Source organism: Mesorhizobium sp. M0960 (genome assembly GCF_040319055.1).
GTDB lineage: Bacteria > Pseudomonadota > Alphaproteobacteria > Rhizobiales > Rhizobiaceae > Mesorhizobium.
In genome coordinates, this window is sequence record NZ_JAMYNN010000011.1 from 1 (window position 1) to 20000 (window position 20000).

Sequence of the window (20000 nt, forward strand, 5' to 3'; positions counted from 1 at the left end):
CCCCCCGCCCCCCCCCCGCCCGGCCCCCCCCGGGGGGGGGGGCGCCCCCGCCCCCCCCCCCCCGCGCCGCCGGCCCCCCCCCCGGCCCCCCCCCCGCGGGGGGGGGGCGGGGCGCCCCCCCCCGGCCGGCATCCCCGCGCTGACCGCAGAGGTGGAGAGCGCATCGCTGGTGCTGGAGACGCCGGCGGCACGCCTTGTCGCCCGTGGCGAGGAACGGCCCCTTCTGCTCGACGAAGTCGAAGCGCTCCTGGCGTCGGGGGCGCTCGTGGTGGATGCATGCCGCAATGTCGTGCGGGTCGCAGACACCGTCGTCTCGCTGGCGACCCGCCCGGTGCTGTTCGCTGTTGCCCGCGCGCTGGCCGAAGCCTGGCCGGGGGACGTGGCAAGATCGACGCTTATTGCGCGCGCTTTCCGGGGAAAGGACGCGGACGAATCACATCGCGCGCGGTTACGGGTCGAAATCGGGCGGCTTCGCGCGGAGCTTCGGAGCTTGGCCGATGTGAGCGCGACGAAGCGGGGCTTTGCCCTGGCGCCGCGCCGCGCCGGCGAGGTCGTCGTGCTGGCGCCGCCCGTCGAGGACGATCATGCCGCGGTGCTCGCCTTCCTCGCCGACGGCGAGTCGTGGTCGAGCTCGGCCTTGGCGATTGCGCTTGGAGCCAGTTCGCGTACCGTGCAGCGGGCGCTCGAGCAACTCGCCCAGTCAGGCAAGGTGCAGTCGTTCGGCCGCGGGCGGGCGCGTCGCTGGATGACCCCGCCGGTGCCGGGTTTCCCGACAATCTTGTTACTCCCCGGCCCGCTGCCGGGCTACTAGGGTGGTATTATGAAACGATCCTCAGCCGAAATCCTCCGTGAATATGGACCCTTTCCGGGTGTCGACCACGTCGACGGCGTTACCTTCGACGGTGAGCATGTCTGGTTTGCGTCAGGTGACAGGTTGAACGCCTTCGATCCGGCGAGCGGCAAAGTGGTGCGCTCGATCGATGTCGCGGCACACGCCGGCACGGCCTTCGACGGCCAGCACCTCTATCAGATCGCCGAGGATCGCATCCACAAGATCGATCCGAAGAATGGCCAGGTGCTGGCGTCGATCCCGGCGCCCGGCAATGGCGGTGATTCCGGGCTCGCCTGGGCCGAAGGAACACTCTGGGTCGGGCAGCACCGGGGCCGAAAGATCCATCAGGTCGATCCCGAGACAGGGGCAATCCTTCGCACCATCGTTTCCAACCGCGTCGTCACCGGGGTCAGCTGGGTCGATGGCGAGCTGTGGCATGGCACCTGGGAGGGTGAGGAGAGCGATGTCCGGCGGATCGATCCTGAAACGGGAAAGGTCCTGGAGAAGCTCGATATGCCGCCAGGAACAGGCGTGTCGGGGCTCGAATCCGATGGCGGTGACCAGTTTTTCTGTGGCGGCGGAAACAGCGGCAAGATCAGAGCTGTCCGCCGGCCCAAACGAGGCTCCGCGGCCAGGATTTGAGTTTTCCACCTTCTCGGCCGGCCCTTTTGGCCGGTTTGGTTAGCCTAGGCTCGCGATCAATTTTTCGAGCAGGCGTGCCAGCATGACCTGCTCCGGGCGTATCAGGCCGGAAAGTATCTCGTGCTCGTTGGCAACGTGCGCGGCAACCGCCTCGTCGATCAAAGCGAGGCCCTTCCGGGTCAGTTGTACGACGATGCCGCGGCGATCGTCGGGATGTGGCCCGCGCTTGATCAAGCCGGATTTCTCGAGCCGATCGAGGCGGTTGGTCATCGCGCCCGATGTCACCATCGTCGCCTCGTACAGAGCGGTCGGCGTCAGCGCGTATGGCGGCCCGGAACGACGCAGCGTCGCCAGCACATCGAATTCTCCGGATTGCAGTCCGTAACTTGCAAACAGCGGCGCCAGCCGCTCCCGCGCGATCAACGAGGCAGCCTCGTTCAACCGTCCGAGCACGGCCATCGGCGAGACATCGAGATCCGGCCGTTCCTTTTTCCACTGCTCGATCGCTTTTGCTGCGCGATCCATGTCTCTCACCGTTATGTATCTTGACGTGAAGAATCTTTACCTTATCGTACCTCAGCTTGTGGTATCGGCCAAGTGCGAACAGGCGATGGGACGGCGATGAAATTTCTCTGGGACTCGGCGCTTGGCCTTCTGGTCGTCACCGGTGGACTGCTCGGCCTGACGCTGCCGTTCGGCAAGATCGCGACGGCGGCCGGCGTCCCCGCCATGGTCTGGGCCTTCGTCATCTCGCTTGGCGCCGGCGGCGTGCTTTTGTGCGCATTGCTGCTCAACGGGCAGCGCATGCGGCTTTCGCCGCACAGGCTGCGCTATTTCTTTGTCACCGCGGCCGTCTCCTACGCAATCCCCAATCTGCTGATGTTTTCAGCCATTCCGCATCTGGGCGCCGGCTACAGCGGCATCATGTTCACGCTGTCGCCGGTCGTCACGCTGGTGTTCTCGATGCTGCTCGGGGTCAGGCGCCCGACCATGCTGGGCATCGTCGGCATAGTCGTCGGTTTCGTGGGCGCAGTCATGGTGGCCGTGACGCGCGGGGAAGCGGGCCATCCGGCCGAATTTTTCTGGGTGGCGATGGGCCTGCTCATCCCGGTCAGCCTCGCCGCCGGCAACATCTACCGCACCGTCGACTGGCCTGAAGACACCGGCCCGATCGAGCTTGCCGTCGGCAGCCATCTGGCAGCAGCCTTGATGCTGCTTGCCGGCATTCTGGTCCTGCTGGGCGGCAATGCATTCGGCTCGCTCGGCGGCGTGCCGCTGGTCGCTGCGGCACAGGTGGCATCAGCCTCGGCGATGTTCGCCTTCTTCTTCCGCCTGCAAGCGGTCGGCGGCCCGGTCTATCTCAGCCAGATCGGCTATGTGGCGGCGGCGGTCGGGCTGTTTGCCGGGACGCTCTTCCTCGGCGAGCGCTATCAGTTGCTGACCTGGGCGGGTGCCGTCATCATCACCGCCGGCGTGTTCATCACCACCAAGGCGCAAAGCCAGAAGACATAGGGGCCAGAAGGCGTAAGCTTCAGACGGATACCTTCTCCGCCAGCACCATGTAGTTGACGTCCATGTCCTTCGACCGCTGCCAGCGATCGGCGAGCGGGCTGTAGCTGACCCCGGTGCGGTCGATGACGGTCAGGCCGGCGCCGGCAAGCGCCTTTTCGAGTTCCTCGGGGCGCACCAGCTTGCCGAACTGGTGGGTGCCGCGGGGCAGCCAGCGCAGCACATATTCGGCGCCGATGATGGCCAGGCCCAGGGCCTTCAGCGTGCGGTTGATGGTGGCGACGAACATGATGCCGCCGGGCTTGACCATCTCGCCGCATTTGGCCAGGAACAGATCGACATCGGCGACATGCTCGACCACTTCCATGTTGAGGATGACGTCGAATTTTTCGCCAGCGTCGGCCAGGTCTTCCGCGGTCATGGCGCGGTAGTCAACGCTCACGCCGACTTCCGCCGCATGCAGCTTGGCCACTTCGATGTTGGTGGCGGAGGCATCGGCGCCGACCACTTCGGCGCCAAGCCGCGCCATCGGCTCGCACAAAAGCCCGCCGCCGCAGCCTATGTCGAGGAAGCGCAGGCCTTCGAACGGCCGTGCCGCACGCGGATCACGGCCGAAGCGGGCCGCCACCTGGTCACGGATATAGGCAAGCCGGATCGGGTTGAACTTATGCAGCGGGCGGAACTTGCCGTTCGGGTTCCACCATTCGGCGGCAAGGGCGGAAAATCGTTCCACCTCTCCGGCATCGATCGTCGATCGTCGGGGCTCTGGCATGGCGTGGTCTCCTCGGACGCTAGGAAGTCGGGCGCAAGGCTGCGAATGTCAAGGCGCGAAATTCACCGCCGGCAGCGCGATGCGCGTGATGCCTGACAGCACCGCCTTTTGCCGGAGGCAATTGTGTCAGCACATGTCAGTTGATGGTGTCCCGGAAGGAAACACCAATGCCCTGGCGGACGAAGCAGAGACATGGTGATCGAAGGAGTGCACAACGATGCGAACGGTTGCTTCCATTCTTTGGCGCCGGCTTGACCAGGAAGGCCACGACGCTTGCCTGCTGTCGGAAGCGAGTTCCGGGTGGAACCTCAGGGGACACGCGCTTTTCGTCCAGGACGGCAAGCCGTGCAGCATCGCCTACGAGGTGGACTGCGATACCGGCTGGCATACGCGCTCGGCGCGTGCCGACGGCTTCCTCGGCACGCAAGAGCTGCATTATGGCATCGACCGGCTTACCGAGCGCCAATGGACGCTGAACGGCGAGCATCAAGCGGAAGCCGACGGTCTCATCGATGTCGATCTCGGCTTCACGCCTGCCACAAACCTTTTGGCGCTCCGCCGTTTTGCCCTCGATGTCGGCACGGCGACGCCCGCCCCGGCGGCCTATCTGACATTTCCCGACCTGAGGCTGACGCACCTGGAACAGACCTATCAGCGCGTCGATGCAGCACACTACGCCTATGCCGCGCCGCTGTTCGGCTACAACGAGATGCTGGAGGTCTCGCCGCTCGGTTTCGTCCTCGATTATCCGCGCCTGTGGAGAGCCACGGCACTGCAGGGCTGAAGCGAGCGGCATTTGCCAACAAGCAGTGCAGGCGTGACACTGCGCTCGTGTGTCGCCTGGCCGGCAGCGGCGGCATGCCTTGCGAAACCGCGATCATTTGGCTAAGGAGGCCGCGCATTGAGCGTCCGGCCCGGTCGGACGCATTTCCGCTTTTCGGCCCTCGGTCCGGCATTCAGTCAAAGGCATTTCGCTTCCATGGCGCGCATCGTGATGAAATTCGGCGGAACGTCCGTCGCCGACATCGCCCGCATCCGCAATGTGGCGCGTCACGTCAAACGCGAGGTCGATGCCGGCCATGAGGTCGCCGTCGTGGTCTCGGCGATGGCCGGCAAGACCAACGAGCTCGTGCATTGGACGCGCGAGGCCTCGCCGATGCACGATGCGCGCGAATATGACGCCGTCGTCGCGGCCGGCGAGCAGGTCACCGCCGGCTTGCTGGCGATCGCGCTGCAGAATATCGGCGTGCATGCCCGCTCCTGGCAAGGCTGGCAGATCCCGATCAAGACCGACAACGCGCATGGCGCGGCGCGCATTCTCGATATTGACGGCGCGTTCCTGATCAAGCGCTTCGGCGAAGGCCAGGTGGCGGTGGTGGCCGGTTTCCAGGGCATCGGGCCGGACAACCGGATCGCAACGCTCGGCCGCGGCGGTTCCGATACCAGCGCTGTCGCCATCGCGGCGGCGGTCAAGGCCGACCGCTGCGACATCTACACCGATGTCGACGGGGTCTACACGACCGATCCGCGCATCGAGCCGAAGGCGCGGCGGCTGGCCAAGATTTCCTTCGAGGAAATGCTCGAAATGGCCTCGCTGGGCGCCAAGGTCCTGCAGGTGCGCTCGGTCGAGCTTGCCATGGTGCACAGGGTGCGTACCTTTGTGCGGTCGTCCTTCGACGATCCCGATGCACCCGGAATGGGGGATTTGCTCAATCCGCCGGGAACGCTTATTTGCGACGAGGAAGAGATCGTGGAACAGCAGGTCGTCACCGGAATTGCCTATGCCAAGGACGAGGCGCAGATATCGCTGCGCCGCGTCGGCGACCGGCCGGGCGTCGCCGCCGGCATTTTCGGGCCGCTCGCCGAGGCCAACATCAACGTCGACATGATCGTCCAGAACATTTCCGAGGACGGCAAGTTCACCGATATGACCTTCACCGTGCCATCCGGCGACGTCGACAAGGCGCTTGCCGTGCTCGAACGGCTGAAGGCGACGATCGGCTACGATGTGGTGCAGTCGGAAGCCGGCATGTCAAAGGTCTCGGTCATCGGCATCGGCATGCGCAGCCATGCCGGCGTCGCCGCCACCGCCTTCAAGGCGCTGGCCGACAGGTCGATCAACATCCGCGCCATTACAACGTCCGAAATCAAGATTTCGATCCTGATCGACGGTCCCTATACGGAACTAGCAGTTCGCACTTTGCATTCCGTCTACGGTCTGGATAAGCAGTAGCAGATCGAAAGTCTTGGAGCGGCCTTTATGCGTTCAATTGGACGCACGGCGCTCTAATTGAGTTGTTGCGTTTGTGCCGCTGTGCAGGGCAACCTGCACCGGCTGAAATGCTATTGGAGAAGAAGCCGCGATGCGTGATTCGGCCAGTGGCCCGCGCGTTTTGCTGAAACGGCTCCGCGAGCTCATGCAAGAGCCGCTGGAGCCGCAGGAGCGGCTTGACCGGATCGTGCGCGACATCGCCTCCAACATGGTTGCCGAGGTCTGCTCGCTCTATGTGCTGCGCGCCGATTCGGTGCTCGAGCTCTACGCCACCGAAGGCCTGAACCCGAACGCCGTCCACCTGGCGCAGCTCAGGCTGGGTCAAGGCCTGGTCGGCACGATCGCGGCCTCGGCGCGGCCGCTCAACCTTTCCAATGCACAGGAGCATCCTGCCTTCGCCTACCTGCCGGAGACCGGGGAAGAAATCTACAATTCCTTCCTCGGCGTGCCGGTGCTGAGGGCAGGGCGGACGCTCGGCGTCCTGGTCGTGCAGAACAAGACCATGCGCCATTATCGAGACGACGAGGTCGAGGCGCTGGAAACGACGGCGATGGTGATCGCCGAGATGATCGCCACCGGCGATCTGGAGCGGCTGACGCGCCCCGGCCTCGAGCTCGATCTGCGTCGCCCGGTAAGCTTTACCGGCCTGTCCTTCAATGAAGGCGTCGGGCTCGGCCATGTGGTGCTGCACGAGCCGCGCATTGTCGTCACCAACCTGTTCAACGAGGACAGCGAGGAGGAGGTCAGGCGGCTCGACGCGTCCCTCGGCTCGCTCAGGCTCTCCATCGACGACATGCTGGAGCGCCGCGACGTCGCCTTCGAGGGCGAGCATCGCCAGGTGCTCGAAGCCTATCGCATGTTCGCCAACGACCGTGGCTGGGTACGCCGGCTGGAGGAGGCGATCCGCAACGGCCTGACGGCCGAAGCGGCGGTCGAAAAGGTGCAGAGCGACATGCGTGCCCGCATGCTGCACATGACCGATCCGTATCTGCGCGAACGGATGAGCGATTTCGACGATCTCGCCAACCGGTTGCTGCGGCAGCTTATGGGGCGCGGACCGGAGGACGTCGCGGCCTCGCTGCCCAAGGACGCCATTATCGTCGCCCGCTCGATGGGTGCTGCCGAGCTGCTTGACTATCCCAGAGACAAGCTGCGCGGACTGGTGCTGGAGGACGGCGCGGCGACCAGCCATGTCGTCATCGTGGCCCGTGCGATGGGCATACCGGTCGCCGGCCAGATGAAGGGCGCCGTTTCCATGGCGGAAAACGGCGATGCCATCATCGTCGACGGCGAGGAAGGCGCGATCCATCTGCGCCCGCAGCCCGACCTCGAGGCGGCCTATGCCGAGAAAGTGCGCTTCAGGGCGCGGCGGCAGGAGGTCTACCGCGAGCTGCGCAAGAAGCCGTCGGTGACCAAGGACGGTGTCCAGGTCGATCTTCTGATGAATGCCGGGCTGGCGGTCGACCTGCCGCAACTGGCCGAAGCTGGCGCGGCCGGCATCGGCCTGTTCCGCACCGAGCTGCAATTCATGGTCGCCTCGACTTTTCCGCGCGCCGAAGCGCAGGAGCGGCTCTATCGCGACGTGCTCGAGGCGGCGCGCGGCAAGCCGGTGACGTTCCGCACCATCGATATCGGCGGCGACAAGGTGCTGCCCTATTTCAAGGGGTCGATCCAGGAGGAGAACCCGGCGCTCGGCTGGCGCGCCATCCGCCTGACGCTCGACCGGCCCGGCCTGCTGCGCACCCAGATCCGCGCACTGCTCAAGGCGTGCGGCGGGCGCGAACTGAAGCTGATGCTGCCAATGGTGACGGAACTCGGCGAGATCGTGCAGGCGCGCGAGATCATCGATCGCGAGGTGCGGCATTTGTCGCGCTTTGCCCATCATTTGCCGACCAGCCTCAAGGTGGGCGCGATGCTGGAGGTGCCGTCGCTGCTGTTCCAGCTCGACGAGTTGATGAAGGCGGTCGATTTCGTCTCGGTCGGCTCGAACGATCTGTTCCAGTTCGTCATGGCGGTGGATCGCGGCAACACCCAATTGTCCGACCGCTTCGACCCGCTCTCGACGCCGTTCCTGCGTGTTTTGAAGAAAATTGCCGACGCCGGAGCGCGCAACCATACGCCGGTGACCCTGTGCGGCGAACTTGCCGGCAAGCCGATTTCGGCGATGGCGCTGATCGGCCTTGGCTACCGCTCGATCTCGATGTCGCCGGCTTCGATCGGCCCGGTCAAGGCGATGCTGACGGAACTGCCGCTCAGCGAACTGGAAGCGTTCTTCGACGACAATCTGATGGCGCCGGCGCAAGGCCTGCCGATGCGGGCGCTGCTGCAAGCCTTTGCCGACGACCGCTCCATACCGTTGTAGACTTCGCCATGATCAACCTGCCCCGCGACCGTATGGACCAAGTCGTCAAGCGTTTCGACATGCTCGAAGCGCAGATGTCGGCCGGGCCGGCGGCGGACGCCTATGTCAGGATGGCCTCCGAATATGCCGACATCCAGGAGATGGTGGCAAAGATCAGGGCGCTACGCGCCGCCGAGCGCGAACAGGCCGATCTGGAGGCGATGCTCGCCGACAAGGGCACCGACGCCGAGATGCGGGCCTTGGCCGAGGCCGATCTGCCAGGGGTCAAGCATCGCATCGAGGCGCTGCAGCAGGACATCCAAATCCTGCTGTTGCCAAGGGATGCCGCCGACGAAAAGAACGCCATTCTCGAAATCCGCGCCGGCACCGGCGGTGACGAGGCGGCACTTTTCGCCGGCGACCTATTTCGCATGTACGAGCGCTATGCCGCGGCGCATGGCTGGCGTTTCGAGACGGTGTCGGCCAGCGAGGGCGAGGTCGGCGGCTACAAGGAAATCATAGCCACCGTTTCGGGCAAGGGCGTCTTTGCGCATCTGAAATTCGAATCCGGCGTGCACCGCGTGCAGCGCGTGCCGACGACGGAGGCGGGCGGGCGCATCCATACCTCGGCGGCGACGGTCGCGGTGTTGCCGGAAGCGGAAGAGGTCGATATCGACATCAGGGCCGAAGACATCCGCATCGACACGATGCGCGCCTCGGGTTCCGGCGGCCAGCACGTCAACACCACCGATTCGGCCGTGCGCATCACCCATCTGCCGACCGGCATCATGGTGGTGCAGGCGGAAAAGTCGCAGCACCAGAACCGGGCGAGGGCCATGCAGATCCTGCGCGCCAGGCTCTACGATCTCGAGCGCAGCAAGGCGGACGAGGAACGCTCCGAATCGCGCAAGTCGCAGGTCGGCTCGGGCGATCGCTCGGAACGCATCCGCACCTATAATTTTCCGCAAGGGCGCGTCACCGATCATCGCATCAACCTGACGCTCTACAAGCTCGACCGGGTGATGATGGGTGAGCTTAACGAGATCATCGACGCGCTGATCGCCGATCACCAGTCGAAGCTGCTCGCCGATATCGGCCTCGATGGCTGACGGCCTGCCCGGCACGCTCGCCTCACTGTTGCGGGAGGCGCGAAACCGGCTTACCGCGGCCGGGATCGCGGATCCGGCGCTCGATGCCAGGCTGATCGTCGAGCATTTTTCCGGCACGACCCGCACGCAGGCCATCGCCGATCCCGAGCAAACGGTCGATGCGGGCGTGAGAGCAGCGATCGATGCCGCACTGCGGCGGCGTATCGCCGGCGAGCCGGTGCACCGCATCCTCGGCTATCGCGAATTCTACGGCTTGCGCCTGTCGCTTTCGCCGCAAACGCTGGAGCCGCGGCCGGATACCGAAACGCTGGTCGAGGCTATACTGCCCTTCGTCAAGGCAATGGCGGCACGCGAAGGCGGCTGCCGCGTCCTCGATCTGGGGACCGGCACCGGTGCCATCGCGCTGGCGCTGCTCAGCGCTGTCCCGGCCGCGACCGCCACCGGCGTCGACATTTCGCGAGAGGCGCTGGTCACGGCCATGCGTAATGCCGGGGAATTGGGGCTCGCCGGTCGGTTCACGGCGCTCAAATCCGACTGGTTTGAAAAAGTTTCTGGCCGGTACCATGTAATTGTCGCAAACCCTCCCTATATACCCTCAGACGACATTGGAAATCTGCAGGACGAGGTCCGCGGTTTCGATCCACGCCAGGCCCTGGATGGCGGCGTGGACGGTCTGAGCCCCTACAGGAAGATCGCCGCAGGAGCGGCAGCCTATTTGGAACTCCAAGGCAGGATTGCGGTCGAGATCGGCCATACGCAGCACCAACAGGTTACGGGGATATTCTCCGCGGCCGGGTACTGTCCGGTCGGGGTGTTTCGTGATCTCGGCGGAAACGACAGAGTTCTTGTGTTCGAACAGTGGAAGCCGTGATGCAGTGCGAAAAAAGCGCTTGGCAATACCGGGGAATGCGGCTAGGGTCGCCTTAACCGGATGAGACGAAGCAGGCAGTGCTCTTAGCGATTCGGTTTTCCTTGGAAATAGCTGCCTTCTTGCGCAAACGACGCCCAAGCTTCGTGCGGGAATCGTCCGGCAAGTGAAGTAACCGGAACAGGATGGCACGTGGCGCCAACGCAATTGATGCGGGCGAACGCCGGTGAAGGAACGAAACGGCTGGCCGCATGAGCGCCTCCGTTCGTGAAGAGTTTTTCGAAAATTTCAAAGTGAAGAGAGTCTAATGAGGCCACAACAGCAAAACAGGCGCATGCGCGGTCGCAACAACAATGGCGGCGGCGGCGGCAACAACAATAACAACAACAACCGTAAGGGGCCGAATCCCCTGACGCGCAACTATGAGAGCAACGGTCCGGACGTGAAGATCCGCGGATCGGCTCAGCAGATTGCCGAGAAGTACGCAACCCTTGCCCGTGACGCGCAAAGCTCCGGCGACCGGGTGATGGCGGAAAACTATCTCCAGCATGCAGAGCACTATAACCGCATCATCGCAGCCGCTCAGGCACAGATGCCGATCCAGAACGCGCAGCAGAATCGAGATGATTTCGACGATGACGGCGACGAGGATCGCGATGAGTTCGACAATGCCGGCAACAACAATGCCAACGAGGCCTCGGCTTCGGCCAATCACGGTGCCGGCCCGCAGCCGGTCATCGATGGCACGCCGGCCGAGCTGGCTCTGAACCAGGAAAACAGCCGCGACAATCGGGGCGGCCGCGACAACAATGGCGGACGCCACCGCGACCGTCGCCCCAATGGCGGTTACGGCCAGAACGGCCAGCGCGGCGAATATGGCGCGCGCGGCGAGCAGCAGGGTGGTCAGCGCGTCGAACAGCCACGGCGCGACGAGACGCCGGCGCAGGCAGAGCCCGTGCCGGCCGCTGAGCCGGTCTTTGTGAGCGAGCCCGCACCGCAATTCGAAAACCTTTCGCCGGCGGGTCTCGCCGCCCAGGCCGAGCTCAACGAAGCCGCGGCCGAAAACAGCCCGGCCCGCCGCCCCAGGCGTCCGCGTCGTCCGCGCCTCGATGTCGAACAGGCAAATGGCGGCAACGACAATGCCGGCCCTGACAGTTCCGGCCCTGACAGTGCCGAAACTGGCAATGTCGATGCGGCGCCGGCTGAAGACGCCGGCGGTCAACCTACTATTGCCGACGTCGAGAATTGATCGAAGAAACGTTCAGGCGATCTTAGCGCATCCTTTACCCTGGACGGCGGAGAGAAATCTCCGCCGTTTTTGTTTTGCGCGCTCGGAATATTATGCGTTCGCCAGCGTCGAGGCGTCTTGAGGGTCCGTGGTTTGCGTCCCATATCTTGCGTGAACAGGATCCGGCTCGAACGGGCGGGTCCGTCACCGCAATCCGATCCGGTGCCGCGAAGCGGGCCGGTGACGGAAGGAGACAGGCATGAATCTTGAAAAATATTCCGAGCGCGTGCGTGGCTTTATCCAGTCCGCGCAAACCATGGCGCTTTCCCGCAGCCACCAGCAATTCACCCCCGAGCATATTCTTAAGGTCCTTGTCGACGACGACGAGGGCCTGGCTGCGTCGCTGATCGAGCGCGCCGGCGGCAATGTCCGTGACGTCAAGCTCGGCGTCGAAACGGCACTGGAGGCAATGCCCAAGGTCGAGGGCGGCAATGGCCAGCTCTATTTGGCGCAGCCGCTGGCAAAGGTGTTCTCGACCGCCGAGGAACTGGCCAAGAAGGCCGGTGACAGCTTCGTTACCGTCGAACGGCTTTTGCAGGCGCTTGCCATGGAAAAGTCGGCCAAGACCGCCGACATCCTGTCCAAGGCGGGTGTCACGCCGCAGGCGCTGAACCAGGTCATCAACGACGTACGCAAAGGTCGCACCGCCGATTCGGCGAGCGCCGAGCAGGGCTACGACGCGCTGAAGAAATACGCGCGCGACCTGACGGCGGACGCCCGCGCGGGCAAGCTCGATCCGGTCATCGGCCGTGATGACGAAATTCGCCGCACCATCCAGGTGCTGTCGCGCCGCACCAAGAACAACCCGGTGCTGATCGGCGAACCCGGCGTCGGCAAGACGGCGATCGCCGAAGGGCTGGCGCTGCGCATCGTCAATGGCGATGTGCCGGAATCGCTCAAGGACAAGCAGCTGATGGCGCTCGACATGGGGTCGCTGATCGCCGGCGCCAAATACCGCGGCGAGTTCGAGGAGCGGCTGAAGGCGGTGCTTTCCGAAGTCACGTCTGCCGCCGGCGGCATCATCCTGTTCATCGACGAGATGCACACCCTGGTCGGCGCCGGCAAGGCGGATGGCGCCATGGATGCGTCGAACCTGCTGAAGCCGGCGCTGGCCCGCGGCGAACTGCACTGCGTCGGCGCCACCACGCTCGACGAATACCGCAAGCATGTCGAGAAGGATGCGGCCCTTGCCCGCCGCTTCCAGCCGGTCTTCGTCAATGAGCCGACGGTCGAAGACACCGTCTCGATCCTGCGCGGCCTGAAAGAGAAATACGAGCAGCACCACAAGGTGCGCATCTCGGATTCGGCGCTGGTCGCGGCCGCTACGCTGTCAAACCGCTACATCGCCGACCGCTTCTTGCCGGACAAGGCGATCGATCTCGTCGACGAGGCCGCCTCGCGGCTCAGGATGCAGGTCGATTCGAAGCCCGAGGCGCTGGACGAGATCGATCGCCGCATCATGCAGCTCAAGATCGAGCGCGAGGCGCTCAAGGTCGAGAAGGACGATGCCTCGAAGGACCGGCTCACCCGGCTTGAGAAGGAACTCTCGAACCTCGAGGAGGAATCGACCGAGCTGACCTCGAAGTGGCAGGCCGAGAAGCAGAAGCTCGGGCTTGCCGCCGACCTCAAGAAGCAGCTCGACGAGGCGCGCAACGAACTTGCCATTGCGCAGCGCAAGGGCGAATTCCAGCGCGCCGGCGAACTTGCCTATGGCAAGATCCCGGAACTCGAAAAGCAGCTGAAGCAGGCTGAAGCCAGGGATGGCAAGGCCGGCATGGTCGAGGAAGTGGTCGGCCCCGATCACGTCGCTCATATCGTGTCGCGCTGGACGGGGATCCCGGTCGACAAGATGCTGGAAGGCGAACGCGACAAGCTGTTGCGCATGGAAGACGAGGTCGGCAAGCGCGTCGTCGGCCAGGGTGAGGCGGTGCAGGCGGTGTCGAAAGCGGTGCGCCGTGCGCGCGCCGGCCTGCAGGACCCGAACCGGCCGCTCGGCTCGTTCATGTTCCTCGGACCGACGGGCGTCGGCAAGACCGAACTGACCAAGGCACTGGCCAGCTTCCTGTTCGACGACGAGAGCGCCATGGTGCGCATCGACATGTCGGAGTTCATGGAGAAGCACTCGGTCGCCCGGCTGATCGGCGCGCCCCCCGGCTATGTCGGCTATGAGGAAGGCGGCGCGCTGACCGAAGCGATCCGGCGGCGGCCCTATCAGGTCGTGCTGTTCGACGAGATCGAGAAGGCGCATCCGGACGTGTTCAACGTGCTGCTGCAGGTGCTCGACGACGGCCGGCTGACCGACGGGCAGGGCCGTACGGTCGACTTCCGCAACACGCTGATCATCATGACGTCCAACCTCGGCGCCGAATATCTGGTCAATCTCGGCGAGGACCAGGATGTCGACGTGGTGCGCGACGAGGTGATGAATGTGGTCAGGGCTTCGTTCCGGCCGGAATTCCTCAACCGCATCGACGAGGTGATCCTGTTCCACCGGTTGCGCCGGCAGGATATGGGCCGCATCGTCGAAATCCAGCTCAAGCGGCTGGAAAACCTGCTTGTCGACCGCAAGATCGCGCTTTCGCTCGATCAGGAGGCGATCGACTGGCTGGCGGCCAAGGGCTATGATCCGGCCTACGGCGCGCGGCCGCTGAAGCGGGTGATGCAGAAGGAATTGCAGGATCCGCTGGCGGAAAAGATCCTGCTCGGCGAGATCCTCGACGGCTCGACCGTCAAGGTCACCGCCGGGTCCGACCGGCTGAACTTCCGCTCGAAGCCGGCGGTCGTGGCAACCGAGGCGGCCGCCTGACTTCAAGCCAAAGCCTGTTCCATCCCGATGGAATCGGGATGGGCTCCTCTCTTCTTTTTTGACCATGATCTCATGGTCTACCATCATTGGCGGGGCGCAGATGACGCTGGACGATTATAACAGCTTCTGCGCCTCGCTGCCTTCGACGACCCATGTCGTGCAGTGGGGCGGCGCCCATGTCTGGAAAGTCGGCGGCAAGGTGTTTGCAATCGGCGGCTGGAGTGAAGGCAAAGAGCCGTTCTTCACCTTCAAATGCTCCGATATCGCCTATGACGTGCTGAGGGAACAGCCGGGCCTTCGGCCGGCGCCCTATCTCGCCTCGCGCGGCATGAAATGGATCCAGCGCCAGACAGGCGAAAGCATGGATGACGAGGCGCTGAAGGATTATCTGCGCGAAAGCCACCGTCTCGTCGCGCTGAAGCTGACGAAGCAGGCGCGCAAGGAATTGGGACTCATTGCCGGTTGATCTGCCAGAAATCCGCCATCTTCATGCCCGGTTCATATTGGAACCTTATCGTACGCAAGTGATTTGCTGGCGAAGGGGTTCGCGACCACATCGGCCCGAAATCGAGTTTTGATTTTCGCAAAGCACGATGCGGAGATTTAAAGCGTTAGAGTGTCCTTAAGCCCAAAAGGACGCGCGGCGCTCTTGAGAGACAATGCCGGCGGCGGCAATTACGGACCGGAGAATTTTGGCCACCATGTTGCGCACCATCTTTACCCTTTCAGCGCTTGCTGCCGGGCTGCTGGCTTCGAATACGATGGCATCGCCGATAGTGGATACTGCGCCACGGGTGGGTCGTGCTGCCGATGACGGCGGCATTCTTGTCGCCCAGAACGGCAATCTCGACATCTATTACGACGCCAGGGGAAACCGCGTCATCGTCGATGCGGAGACCGGCAAGGTTATCGCCATCCAGCCGCCGCAGACCAGGCTCGATCGCCGTGCCTTGCGCCGCGAGCGCCTGCGCAATCTCGGACCGGTCGAAGACGACCGCTATTATCTTGACGATCCGGAGGACACGGCGCGGTTCCGTCGCAGGCGGTTGGAAGACGAAGGCAGGGTCATCGTGCCGCCGGCTGACGAGTACGACCCCTATGGCGACAATTCGGCAGAAGTCTTCCCCGAAGCGCCGCGGGATGACGGCGGCTATGGCAACAATTTTCCGGAGGAAGCGCAGCCGGTGAAGCCGCGCACCATTGAGCGCCAGCCGCTCAATGAGGCTTCGATCGAGCCGGTCGAACCGACAGTGCCGGGCGAGCAGGCGGCCTTGCCGCCAAGCACTGGCGGCAAAACGGCGGTCGACCCGTCGTTATCGCTCGGCGCCCGCCAGGACGTGGCGGCACTGCAGGTGCTGCTCGACCGTGCCGGTTCTTCGCCAGGCGTCATCGACGGACGCTTCGGCTCGAATGTCGACAAGGCGCTTGCCGCCTATAATGAGATCACCGGCAGCAATCTGAAATCGACCGATGCGATCGGCATCCAGGCCGCCCTGGCGCAATCCGGTGGCGATGCCTTCGCCTCCTATACGATCACGCCCGAGGATGCGGCCGGCCCCTATGTCGCCTCGATACCGGAGGACTACAGCCAAAAGGCCCAGCTCGACCGCATGGGCTACACGTCGGTGCCCGAGGCGCTGGCCGAGCGCTTCCACATGGACGAGGCCTATCTGAAATCGCTCAATCCGGACGCCAATTTCAGCCGCCCCGGCACCATCATCAAGGTCGCCAATTTCGGCAGGCTGGTGGCGACGCCGGTGGCGCGCATCATCGCCGACAAGGCCAACAAGCAGGTCCGCGCCTATGATGCGGCGGGCAAGCTGGTCGCGGCCTATCCGGCGACCATCGGCTCGTCGGACACGCCGTCGCCGTCCGGCACCCATGCGGTGTCGCGTGTCGCGTTGGATCCGAATTACACCTACAACCCGAACATCAATTTCAAGCAGGGCGAAAACGACAGGATCCTGACCATCCCGCCGGGGCCGAACGGTCCGGTCGGCTCGGTCTGGATTGCGCTGGACAAGCCGACCTATGGCATTCACGGCACCCCGGATCCGTCCAAGATCGGCAAGACCGAAAGCCATGGCTGCGTGCGGCTGACCAATTGGGACGCGCGCGAGCTGGCCAAAATCGTGTCGCCCGGCGTGACGGTGGAGTTCGTCGACTGAGTTGAGCGTTTTCGCTCCACTCACCCGATGATCTTGCGCAGCAATCGCGCGCGTGGCGCCGCCGCATAGATCAGCTGCACCACCAACATGAAGCCGACGCTGAGCAGCGGGCTGACGAGGCAGAGTGCAGCGCCGATCGCCCACAGGATCTGCGCCTTGACGATGCGCAGATAGACCGTTCGGGTGGTCTCCGCATCGACGCCTTCCGCCAGGAGGCCGTTTTTGTCCGCATAGCGCCAACTGGCGAGCAGCGTCAGCCCGAGCATCAAAAGATTGAGCCAGTAGACGAGCACGGCGGTTCTGAATTCGAGGAAGTCGGCCAAAAGATCGGTCGAGAACGGCAGCAAGGCGATGAAACCGAGAAAACAAAGGTTCAGCGTGGCAAGCCGCCTGTCGGACTTCGCGATCAGCCCGTGCTGCGCCTGCTGGCCGAACCAGAAGATGGTCAGCGTCAGGAAGCTGAGCGCATAGGTCAGAAAACGCGGCGCCAGTGCTGCGACCGCGGCGATCAACTCGTTTTCGGAATGCACCGTTTCATGCGCTGGCACCCTGATCTCGAGAACGATCAGGGTGAGCGCGATGGCGAACACGCCGTCGGTGATGCCGACGACGCGCCCACGTCCTTCCGCCGAGGGTTCGAGCGGTCGTTTCATGCGGGTATTTTCCCCCTTGCCAGTCGCGCTGCAAGAAGCTTAGCACGGCATCGGCCGTTTGCACCCGCACTGGCGTGGTCCTGCCTGCATGGCCAGGTTCGGGCTGGTTTCAACGAGAACAGCCTGCTGGCCGGTTGTCGCTGGCCCCCCGGCGGTCTAGGTAAGGCAGCATGCACACGCCAACCAAAGTCGGTACCGGCGCCGTTCCCCTGACCGGCTCACTTCCGTCCGATACGTTTTGCCCGCAGGCGCAGCGGCGGTTCGTGCTGATCGCGGCGATCCTGGCTTCCGCACTCGGCTTTATCGACGGATCGGTCCTGGCTATTGCGACGCCGGCGATCCGCGTCGACCTCGGCGCCAGCCTCGCCGAGGCGCAATGGATTTCCAATGCCTATGCATTGACGCTTTCAGCCCTCATTCTCGTCGGCGGCGCCGCTGGCGATCGCTTCGGCCTGCGCCACTCCTTCGTCGCCGGCATCGTCCTGTTCATCGCCGCCTCGCTTGCCTGCGCGTTGGCGCCTAACCCGGCGGTGCTTATTGCGTTTCGGGCTATCCAGGGTGTTGGAGCGGCCGTCATGGTGCCGGGCAGCCTGGCCATTATCGCCAAAGCCTATCCGAAAAAGGAACGCGGCCGGGCGATCGGCATCTGGGCGGCGGCATCAGCGCTGACGATGGCGCTCGGTCCGGTGCTGGGCGGCTTCGTGCTGTCGGCCTTCGGCGACGGCATCTGGCGGGCGATCTTCGCCATCAACCTGCCGCTCGGTCTTATCTCGATCTATCTTCTGCTGGCCAAGGTTCCCGCCGACGCGCCGGCGGAAAAGCGCAGCCTCGATCTCGGCGGCGCAGCACTCGCCATATTGGCGTTCGGAGCGCTCGCTTACGGCCTGACCTCGATGAGCGGTGACGGGGAGGGGCTGATGTCCGGCCCGAGTATTGCCGCCGGCGCAGTTTTGCTCGTCGTGTTCATAGTCTTCGAACGCCGGCGGCGCGAGCCGATGATCGACCTATCGCTGTTTCGGATTGGGGCGTTTGCGGGCGCCAATGTGGCGACCTTCTTCCTTTATTTCGCGCTGTCGGCCAATCTGTTCTATCTGCCGATGCTCATGATCGCCGGATGGGGGCTGAGCACGGCCGAGGTCGGCTTCATCTTCCTGCCGCTGTCGGCATTGATCGCGCTGCTGTCCGGGCCGGTCGGCCAGTGGTCCGACCGCATCGGGCCTCGCTTTCCGATCGCCAGCGGCAGTCTGGTGGTGGCTGTTGCCTTTGCCGGGCTTGCCTTGCTGGCCTATTGGGGCATCCACAATTTCTGGTTGGGGGTGTTCCCGCTGATGGCGCTGATGGGGTTCGGCATGGCGCTGGTGGTGTCGCCGCTCTCGACCGCCATCATGACGGCGGTCGAGGACAAGGATACGGGTGCGGCCTCGGGCATCAACAACGCCGTCTCGCGCATCGGCGGCCTGATTGCCGTGGCGGCGATGGGATCGCTGGCGGCCTGGGTCTACGCTGCCGTGCTCGATACCGGTGCCGGCTCCGGCATTCCGGGTTTCGGCGAACCGGCGCCCGCCGGCCTGGCGCCCGATCTCGATGCGGCACGGCTTGCCGCCAGCGACGCGGCATTCGCGGCCGTTGCCGCAGTGACCGCGCTGCTTTGCCTGCTTTCGGCAATCACCGCCTGGACGACGGTTTCCGGCGAGCGGCTGCCATGGGCGCGCGACACGGCGAATCAGCAGGGCTGACGACGAAAAACGTCGGCTCAGCCTTCGATCTTGGCGCTCGCTACCTTCAACTGATTGCTGTCTTCCTGCTTGAGCAGGTCGTCGATGCGTTCGCGCTCGCGCTTGAAGGCGACGAGGTCGTCGCCCTTCAGCGTCTTGCCGACCGGCAGGCGGACGCGCATCGAATCGACCTTGGTGCCGTTGACGATCAGTTCGTAATGAAGATGCGGACCGGTGGAGAGGCCGGTTGAGCCGAGATAGCCGATAACCTGACCCTGGCGGACGCGAACACCCGGCTCGATGCCCTTGGCAAAGGCGCTCTGGTGATTGTAGGACGTCTCGTAACCATTGGCGTGCCGCAGGATGATCTGCTTGCCATAGCCGCCAGCCCAGCCGGCCTTTTCGACGACGCCGTTGCCCGCGGCAATAATCGGCGAGCCCACCGGAGCTGCCCAGTCGGTGCCGGTATGCATTTTCACATACCCCAAAATGGGGTGGCGCCTGGCACCGAACCCCGACGTAAACCTGCCATTGGGCAAGGGACTGCGAAGCAGAAACTGCTGGGCGCTGCTGCCGTTTTCGTCGAAATAGTCGGTGCTGCCGTCCTGCATCTGGAAACGGTAGAAATTTCGCGTCGTGCCGCCGAAAGTCGCGGAGACGTAAAGCAGCTCGGATTCGTCGGACGCCTGGTCGTCGCCATCGGGCTGCGAGAACAGCACCTCGATGCGATCCGTGGGACTGAGGCGCGACTGGAAATCGACACCGGATGCCAGCAACTTGATCAGCCGCTGCGTCATCGCCTTGGACATGCCGTAGGAATAGGCGGTGCGATAGATGCCGTCATAGACGTTCGGTAGATTGCCGCGCACCACGGGCGCAGGCGAATCGTCGAACGCCGTCAGCAATTCGGGATTTGGCTCCGGCTCCTGCGCCGGCACGTATTGGTCGCGGTCGTCGAGCGCGATGGTGACGATGTGCTGGGTCCTGTCGTAAACGCTGGTGCGAACGATCTTGGCGGCGTCGCC

Annotated in this window: 16 protein-coding genes and 1 pseudogene (1 of these 17 running past the window's edge); 13 read left to right on the forward strand and 4 right to left on the reverse strand. The window is 64.2% G+C overall.

What is annotated here, in order from left to right; genetic code table 11:
* Both NKH63_RS19635 and NKH63_RS19640 read left to right on the forward strand, forming a co-directional pair.
* Positions 1 to 811 (forward strand): annotated as a pseudogene (locus tag NKH63_RS19635) (hypothetical protein); the annotation flags it as partial.
* 9 nt (positions 812 to 820) lie between these two features.
* The gene (locus tag NKH63_RS19640; RefSeq protein ID WP_023722289.1) at positions 821 to 1474 is read left to right on the forward strand and encodes a Vgb family protein; all 654 of its coding nucleotides are present in this window, start codon (positions 821 to 823) and stop codon (positions 1472 to 1474) included.
* 39 nt (positions 1475 to 1513) lie between these two features.
* On the opposite strand, the gene NKH63_RS19645 is transcribed toward NKH63_RS19640, so the two are convergent.
* Positions 1514 to 1999 carry a MarR family winged helix-turn-helix transcriptional regulator gene (locus tag NKH63_RS19645; protein ID WP_023722290.1) on the reverse strand — a complete coding sequence of 162 codons (486 nt, stop codon included), beginning with the start codon at positions 1997 to 1999 and terminating at the stop codon, positions 1514 to 1516.
* Between the two features lie 96 nt (positions 2000 to 2095).
* Here NKH63_RS19645 and NKH63_RS19650 point away from each other — a divergent pair, with 96 nt between their 5' ends.
* Positions 2096 to 2986 carry a DMT family transporter gene (locus tag NKH63_RS19650; RefSeq protein WP_352483547.1) on the forward strand — a complete coding sequence of 297 codons (891 nt, stop codon included), beginning with the start codon at positions 2096 to 2098 and terminating at the stop codon, positions 2984 to 2986.
* 19 nt (positions 2987 to 3005) lie between these two features.
* On the opposite strand, the gene ubiG is transcribed toward NKH63_RS19650, so the two are convergent.
* Entirely contained in the window at positions 3006 to 3755 is a 750-nt protein-coding gene (gene ubiG, locus NKH63_RS19655) for a bifunctional 2-polyprenyl-6-hydroxyphenol methylase/3-demethylubiquinol 3-O-methyltransferase UbiG (protein ID WP_352483548.1), read from the reverse strand.
* Positions 3756 to 3972: 217 nt separating this feature from the next.
* On the opposite strand from ubiG, the gene NKH63_RS19660 reads away from it, so the two are divergent.
* The 9 genes from NKH63_RS19660 (at position 3973) to NKH63_RS19700 (ending at position 16607) form a co-directional block, all read left to right on the forward strand.
* Positions 3973 to 4539 (forward strand): putative glycolipid-binding domain-containing protein, encoded by a 567-nt coding sequence (locus NKH63_RS19660; protein WP_023722293.1) that lies wholly within the window; start codon positions 3973 to 3975, stop codon positions 4537 to 4539.
* Between the two features lie 195 nt (positions 4540 to 4734).
* A complete protein-coding gene (locus tag NKH63_RS19665) occupies positions 4735 to 5988 on the forward strand; it encodes an aspartate kinase (RefSeq protein ID WP_352496390.1) in 1254 nt (417 codons plus the stop codon).
* A 130-nt stretch (positions 5989 to 6118) separates the two neighbouring features.
* Complete coding sequence (ptsP, locus tag NKH63_RS19670) at positions 6119 to 8389, forward strand: phosphoenolpyruvate--protein phosphotransferase (RefSeq protein WP_352483551.1); 2271 nt, start codon at positions 6119 to 6121, stop codon at positions 8387 to 8389.
* A gap of 8 nt (positions 8390 to 8397) precedes the next feature.
* Positions 8398 to 9477: a peptide chain release factor 1 gene (gene prfA / locus NKH63_RS19675; RefSeq protein WP_352918455.1), complete on the forward strand. Its 1080-nt coding sequence runs from the start codon at positions 8398 to 8400 to the stop codon at positions 9475 to 9477.
* On the forward strand, positions 9470 to 10348 hold the full coding sequence (prmC, locus tag NKH63_RS19680; RefSeq protein ID WP_352818572.1) for a peptide chain release factor N(5)-glutamine methyltransferase: 879 nt from the start codon (positions 9470 to 9472) through the stop codon (positions 10346 to 10348). Before prfA ends, prmC begins: the two co-directional genes overlap by 8 nt.
* A 331-nt stretch (positions 10349 to 10679) precedes the next feature.
* Positions 10680 to 11594: a DUF4167 domain-containing protein gene (locus tag NKH63_RS19685; protein WP_245278741.1), complete on the forward strand. Its 915-nt coding sequence runs from the start codon at positions 10680 to 10682 to the stop codon at positions 11592 to 11594.
* 238 nt (positions 11595 to 11832) lie between these two features.
* Positions 11833 to 14439, forward strand: a complete 2607-nt coding sequence (gene clpB / locus NKH63_RS19690) for an ATP-dependent chaperone ClpB (protein ID WP_352896197.1) — start codon at positions 11833 to 11835, stop codon at positions 14437 to 14439.
* Between the two features lie 100 nt (positions 14440 to 14539).
* Positions 14540 to 14905: an MmcQ/YjbR family DNA-binding protein gene (locus tag NKH63_RS19695; RefSeq protein ID WP_352918457.1), complete on the forward strand. Its 366-nt coding sequence runs from the start codon at positions 14540 to 14542 to the stop codon at positions 14903 to 14905.
* Between the two features lie 235 nt (positions 14906 to 15140).
* Complete coding sequence (locus NKH63_RS19700; protein WP_352496395.1) at positions 15141 to 16607, forward strand: L,D-transpeptidase family protein; 1467 nt, start codon at positions 15141 to 15143, stop codon at positions 16605 to 16607.
* A 20-nt stretch (positions 16608 to 16627) separates the two neighbouring features.
* On the opposite strand, the gene NKH63_RS19705 is transcribed toward NKH63_RS19700, so the two are convergent.
* On the reverse strand, positions 16628 to 17260 hold the full coding sequence (locus tag NKH63_RS19705) for a TMEM175 family protein (RefSeq protein WP_352496396.1): 633 nt from the start codon (positions 17258 to 17260) through the stop codon (positions 16628 to 16630).
* A 170-nt stretch (positions 17261 to 17430) separates the two neighbouring features.
* Here NKH63_RS19705 and NKH63_RS19710 point away from each other — a divergent pair, with 170 nt between their 5' ends.
* Positions 17431 to 18996 carry an MFS transporter gene (locus NKH63_RS19710; RefSeq protein ID WP_352896194.1) on the forward strand — a complete coding sequence of 522 codons (1566 nt, stop codon included), beginning with the start codon at positions 17431 to 17433 and terminating at the stop codon, positions 18994 to 18996.
* Between the two features lie 17 nt (positions 18997 to 19013).
* On the opposite strand, the gene NKH63_RS19715 is transcribed toward NKH63_RS19710, so the two are convergent.
* On the reverse strand, positions 19014 to 20000 hold the 3' portion of the coding sequence (locus NKH63_RS19715) for a M23 family metallopeptidase (RefSeq protein ID WP_352918460.1). The gene runs 972 nt beyond the window's last position; only the last 987 of its 1959 coding nucleotides appear in the window; the start codon falls outside the window, past its right edge; it ends in the stop codon at positions 19014 to 19016.

What these genes read in the sequence shown, in the direction of transcription:
- NKH63_RS19640 (WP_023722289.1), top strand. Translation starts at nt 821, where the DNA reads ATGAAACGATCCTCAGCCGAAATCCTCCGTGAATATGGACCCTTTCCG.
- NKH63_RS19665 (WP_352496390.1), top strand. Translation starts at nt 4,735, where the DNA reads ATGGCGCGCATCGTGATGAAATTCGGCGGAACGTCCGTCGCCGACATC.
- NKH63_RS19660 (WP_023722293.1), top strand. Translation starts at nt 3,973, where the DNA reads ATGCGAACGGTTGCTTCCATTCTTTGGCGCCGGCTTGACCAGGAAGGC.
- prmC (WP_352818572.1), top strand. Translation starts at nt 9,470, where the DNA reads ATGGCTGACGGCCTGCCCGGCACGCTCGCCTCACTGTTGCGGGAGGCG.
- NKH63_RS19700 (WP_352496395.1), top strand. Translation starts at nt 15,141, where the DNA reads ATGTTGCGCACCATCTTTACCCTTTCAGCGCTTGCTGCCGGGCTGCTG.
- prfA (WP_352918455.1), top strand. Translation starts at nt 8,398, where the DNA reads ATGATCAACCTGCCCCGCGACCGTATGGACCAAGTCGTCAAGCGTTTC.
- NKH63_RS19650 (WP_352483547.1), top strand. Translation starts at nt 2,096, where the DNA reads ATGAAATTTCTCTGGGACTCGGCGCTTGGCCTTCTGGTCGTCACCGGT.
- NKH63_RS19685 (WP_245278741.1), top strand. Translation starts at nt 10,680, where the DNA reads ATGCGCGGTCGCAACAACAATGGCGGCGGCGGCGGCAACAACAATAAC.
- ubiG (WP_352483548.1), bottom strand. Translation starts at nt 3,755, where the DNA reads ATGCCAGAGCCCCGACGATCGACGATCGATGCCGGAGAGGTGGAACGA.
- clpB (WP_352896197.1), top strand. Translation starts at nt 11,833, where the DNA reads ATGAATCTTGAAAAATATTCCGAGCGCGTGCGTGGCTTTATCCAGTCC.
- NKH63_RS19710 (WP_352896194.1), top strand. Translation starts at nt 17,431, where the DNA reads ATGCACACGCCAACCAAAGTCGGTACCGGCGCCGTTCCCCTGACCGGC.
- NKH63_RS19645 (WP_023722290.1), bottom strand. Translation starts at nt 1,999, where the DNA reads ATGGATCGCGCAGCAAAAGCGATCGAGCAGTGGAAAAAGGAACGGCCG.
- NKH63_RS19705 (WP_352496396.1), bottom strand. Translation starts at nt 17,260, where the DNA reads ATGAAACGACCGCTCGAACCCTCGGCGGAAGGACGTGGGCGCGTCGTC.
- ptsP (WP_352483551.1), top strand. Translation starts at nt 6,119, where the DNA reads ATGCGTGATTCGGCCAGTGGCCCGCGCGTTTTGCTGAAACGGCTCCGC.
- NKH63_RS19695 (WP_352918457.1), top strand. Translation starts at nt 14,540, where the DNA reads ATGACGCTGGACGATTATAACAGCTTCTGCGCCTCGCTGCCTTCGACG.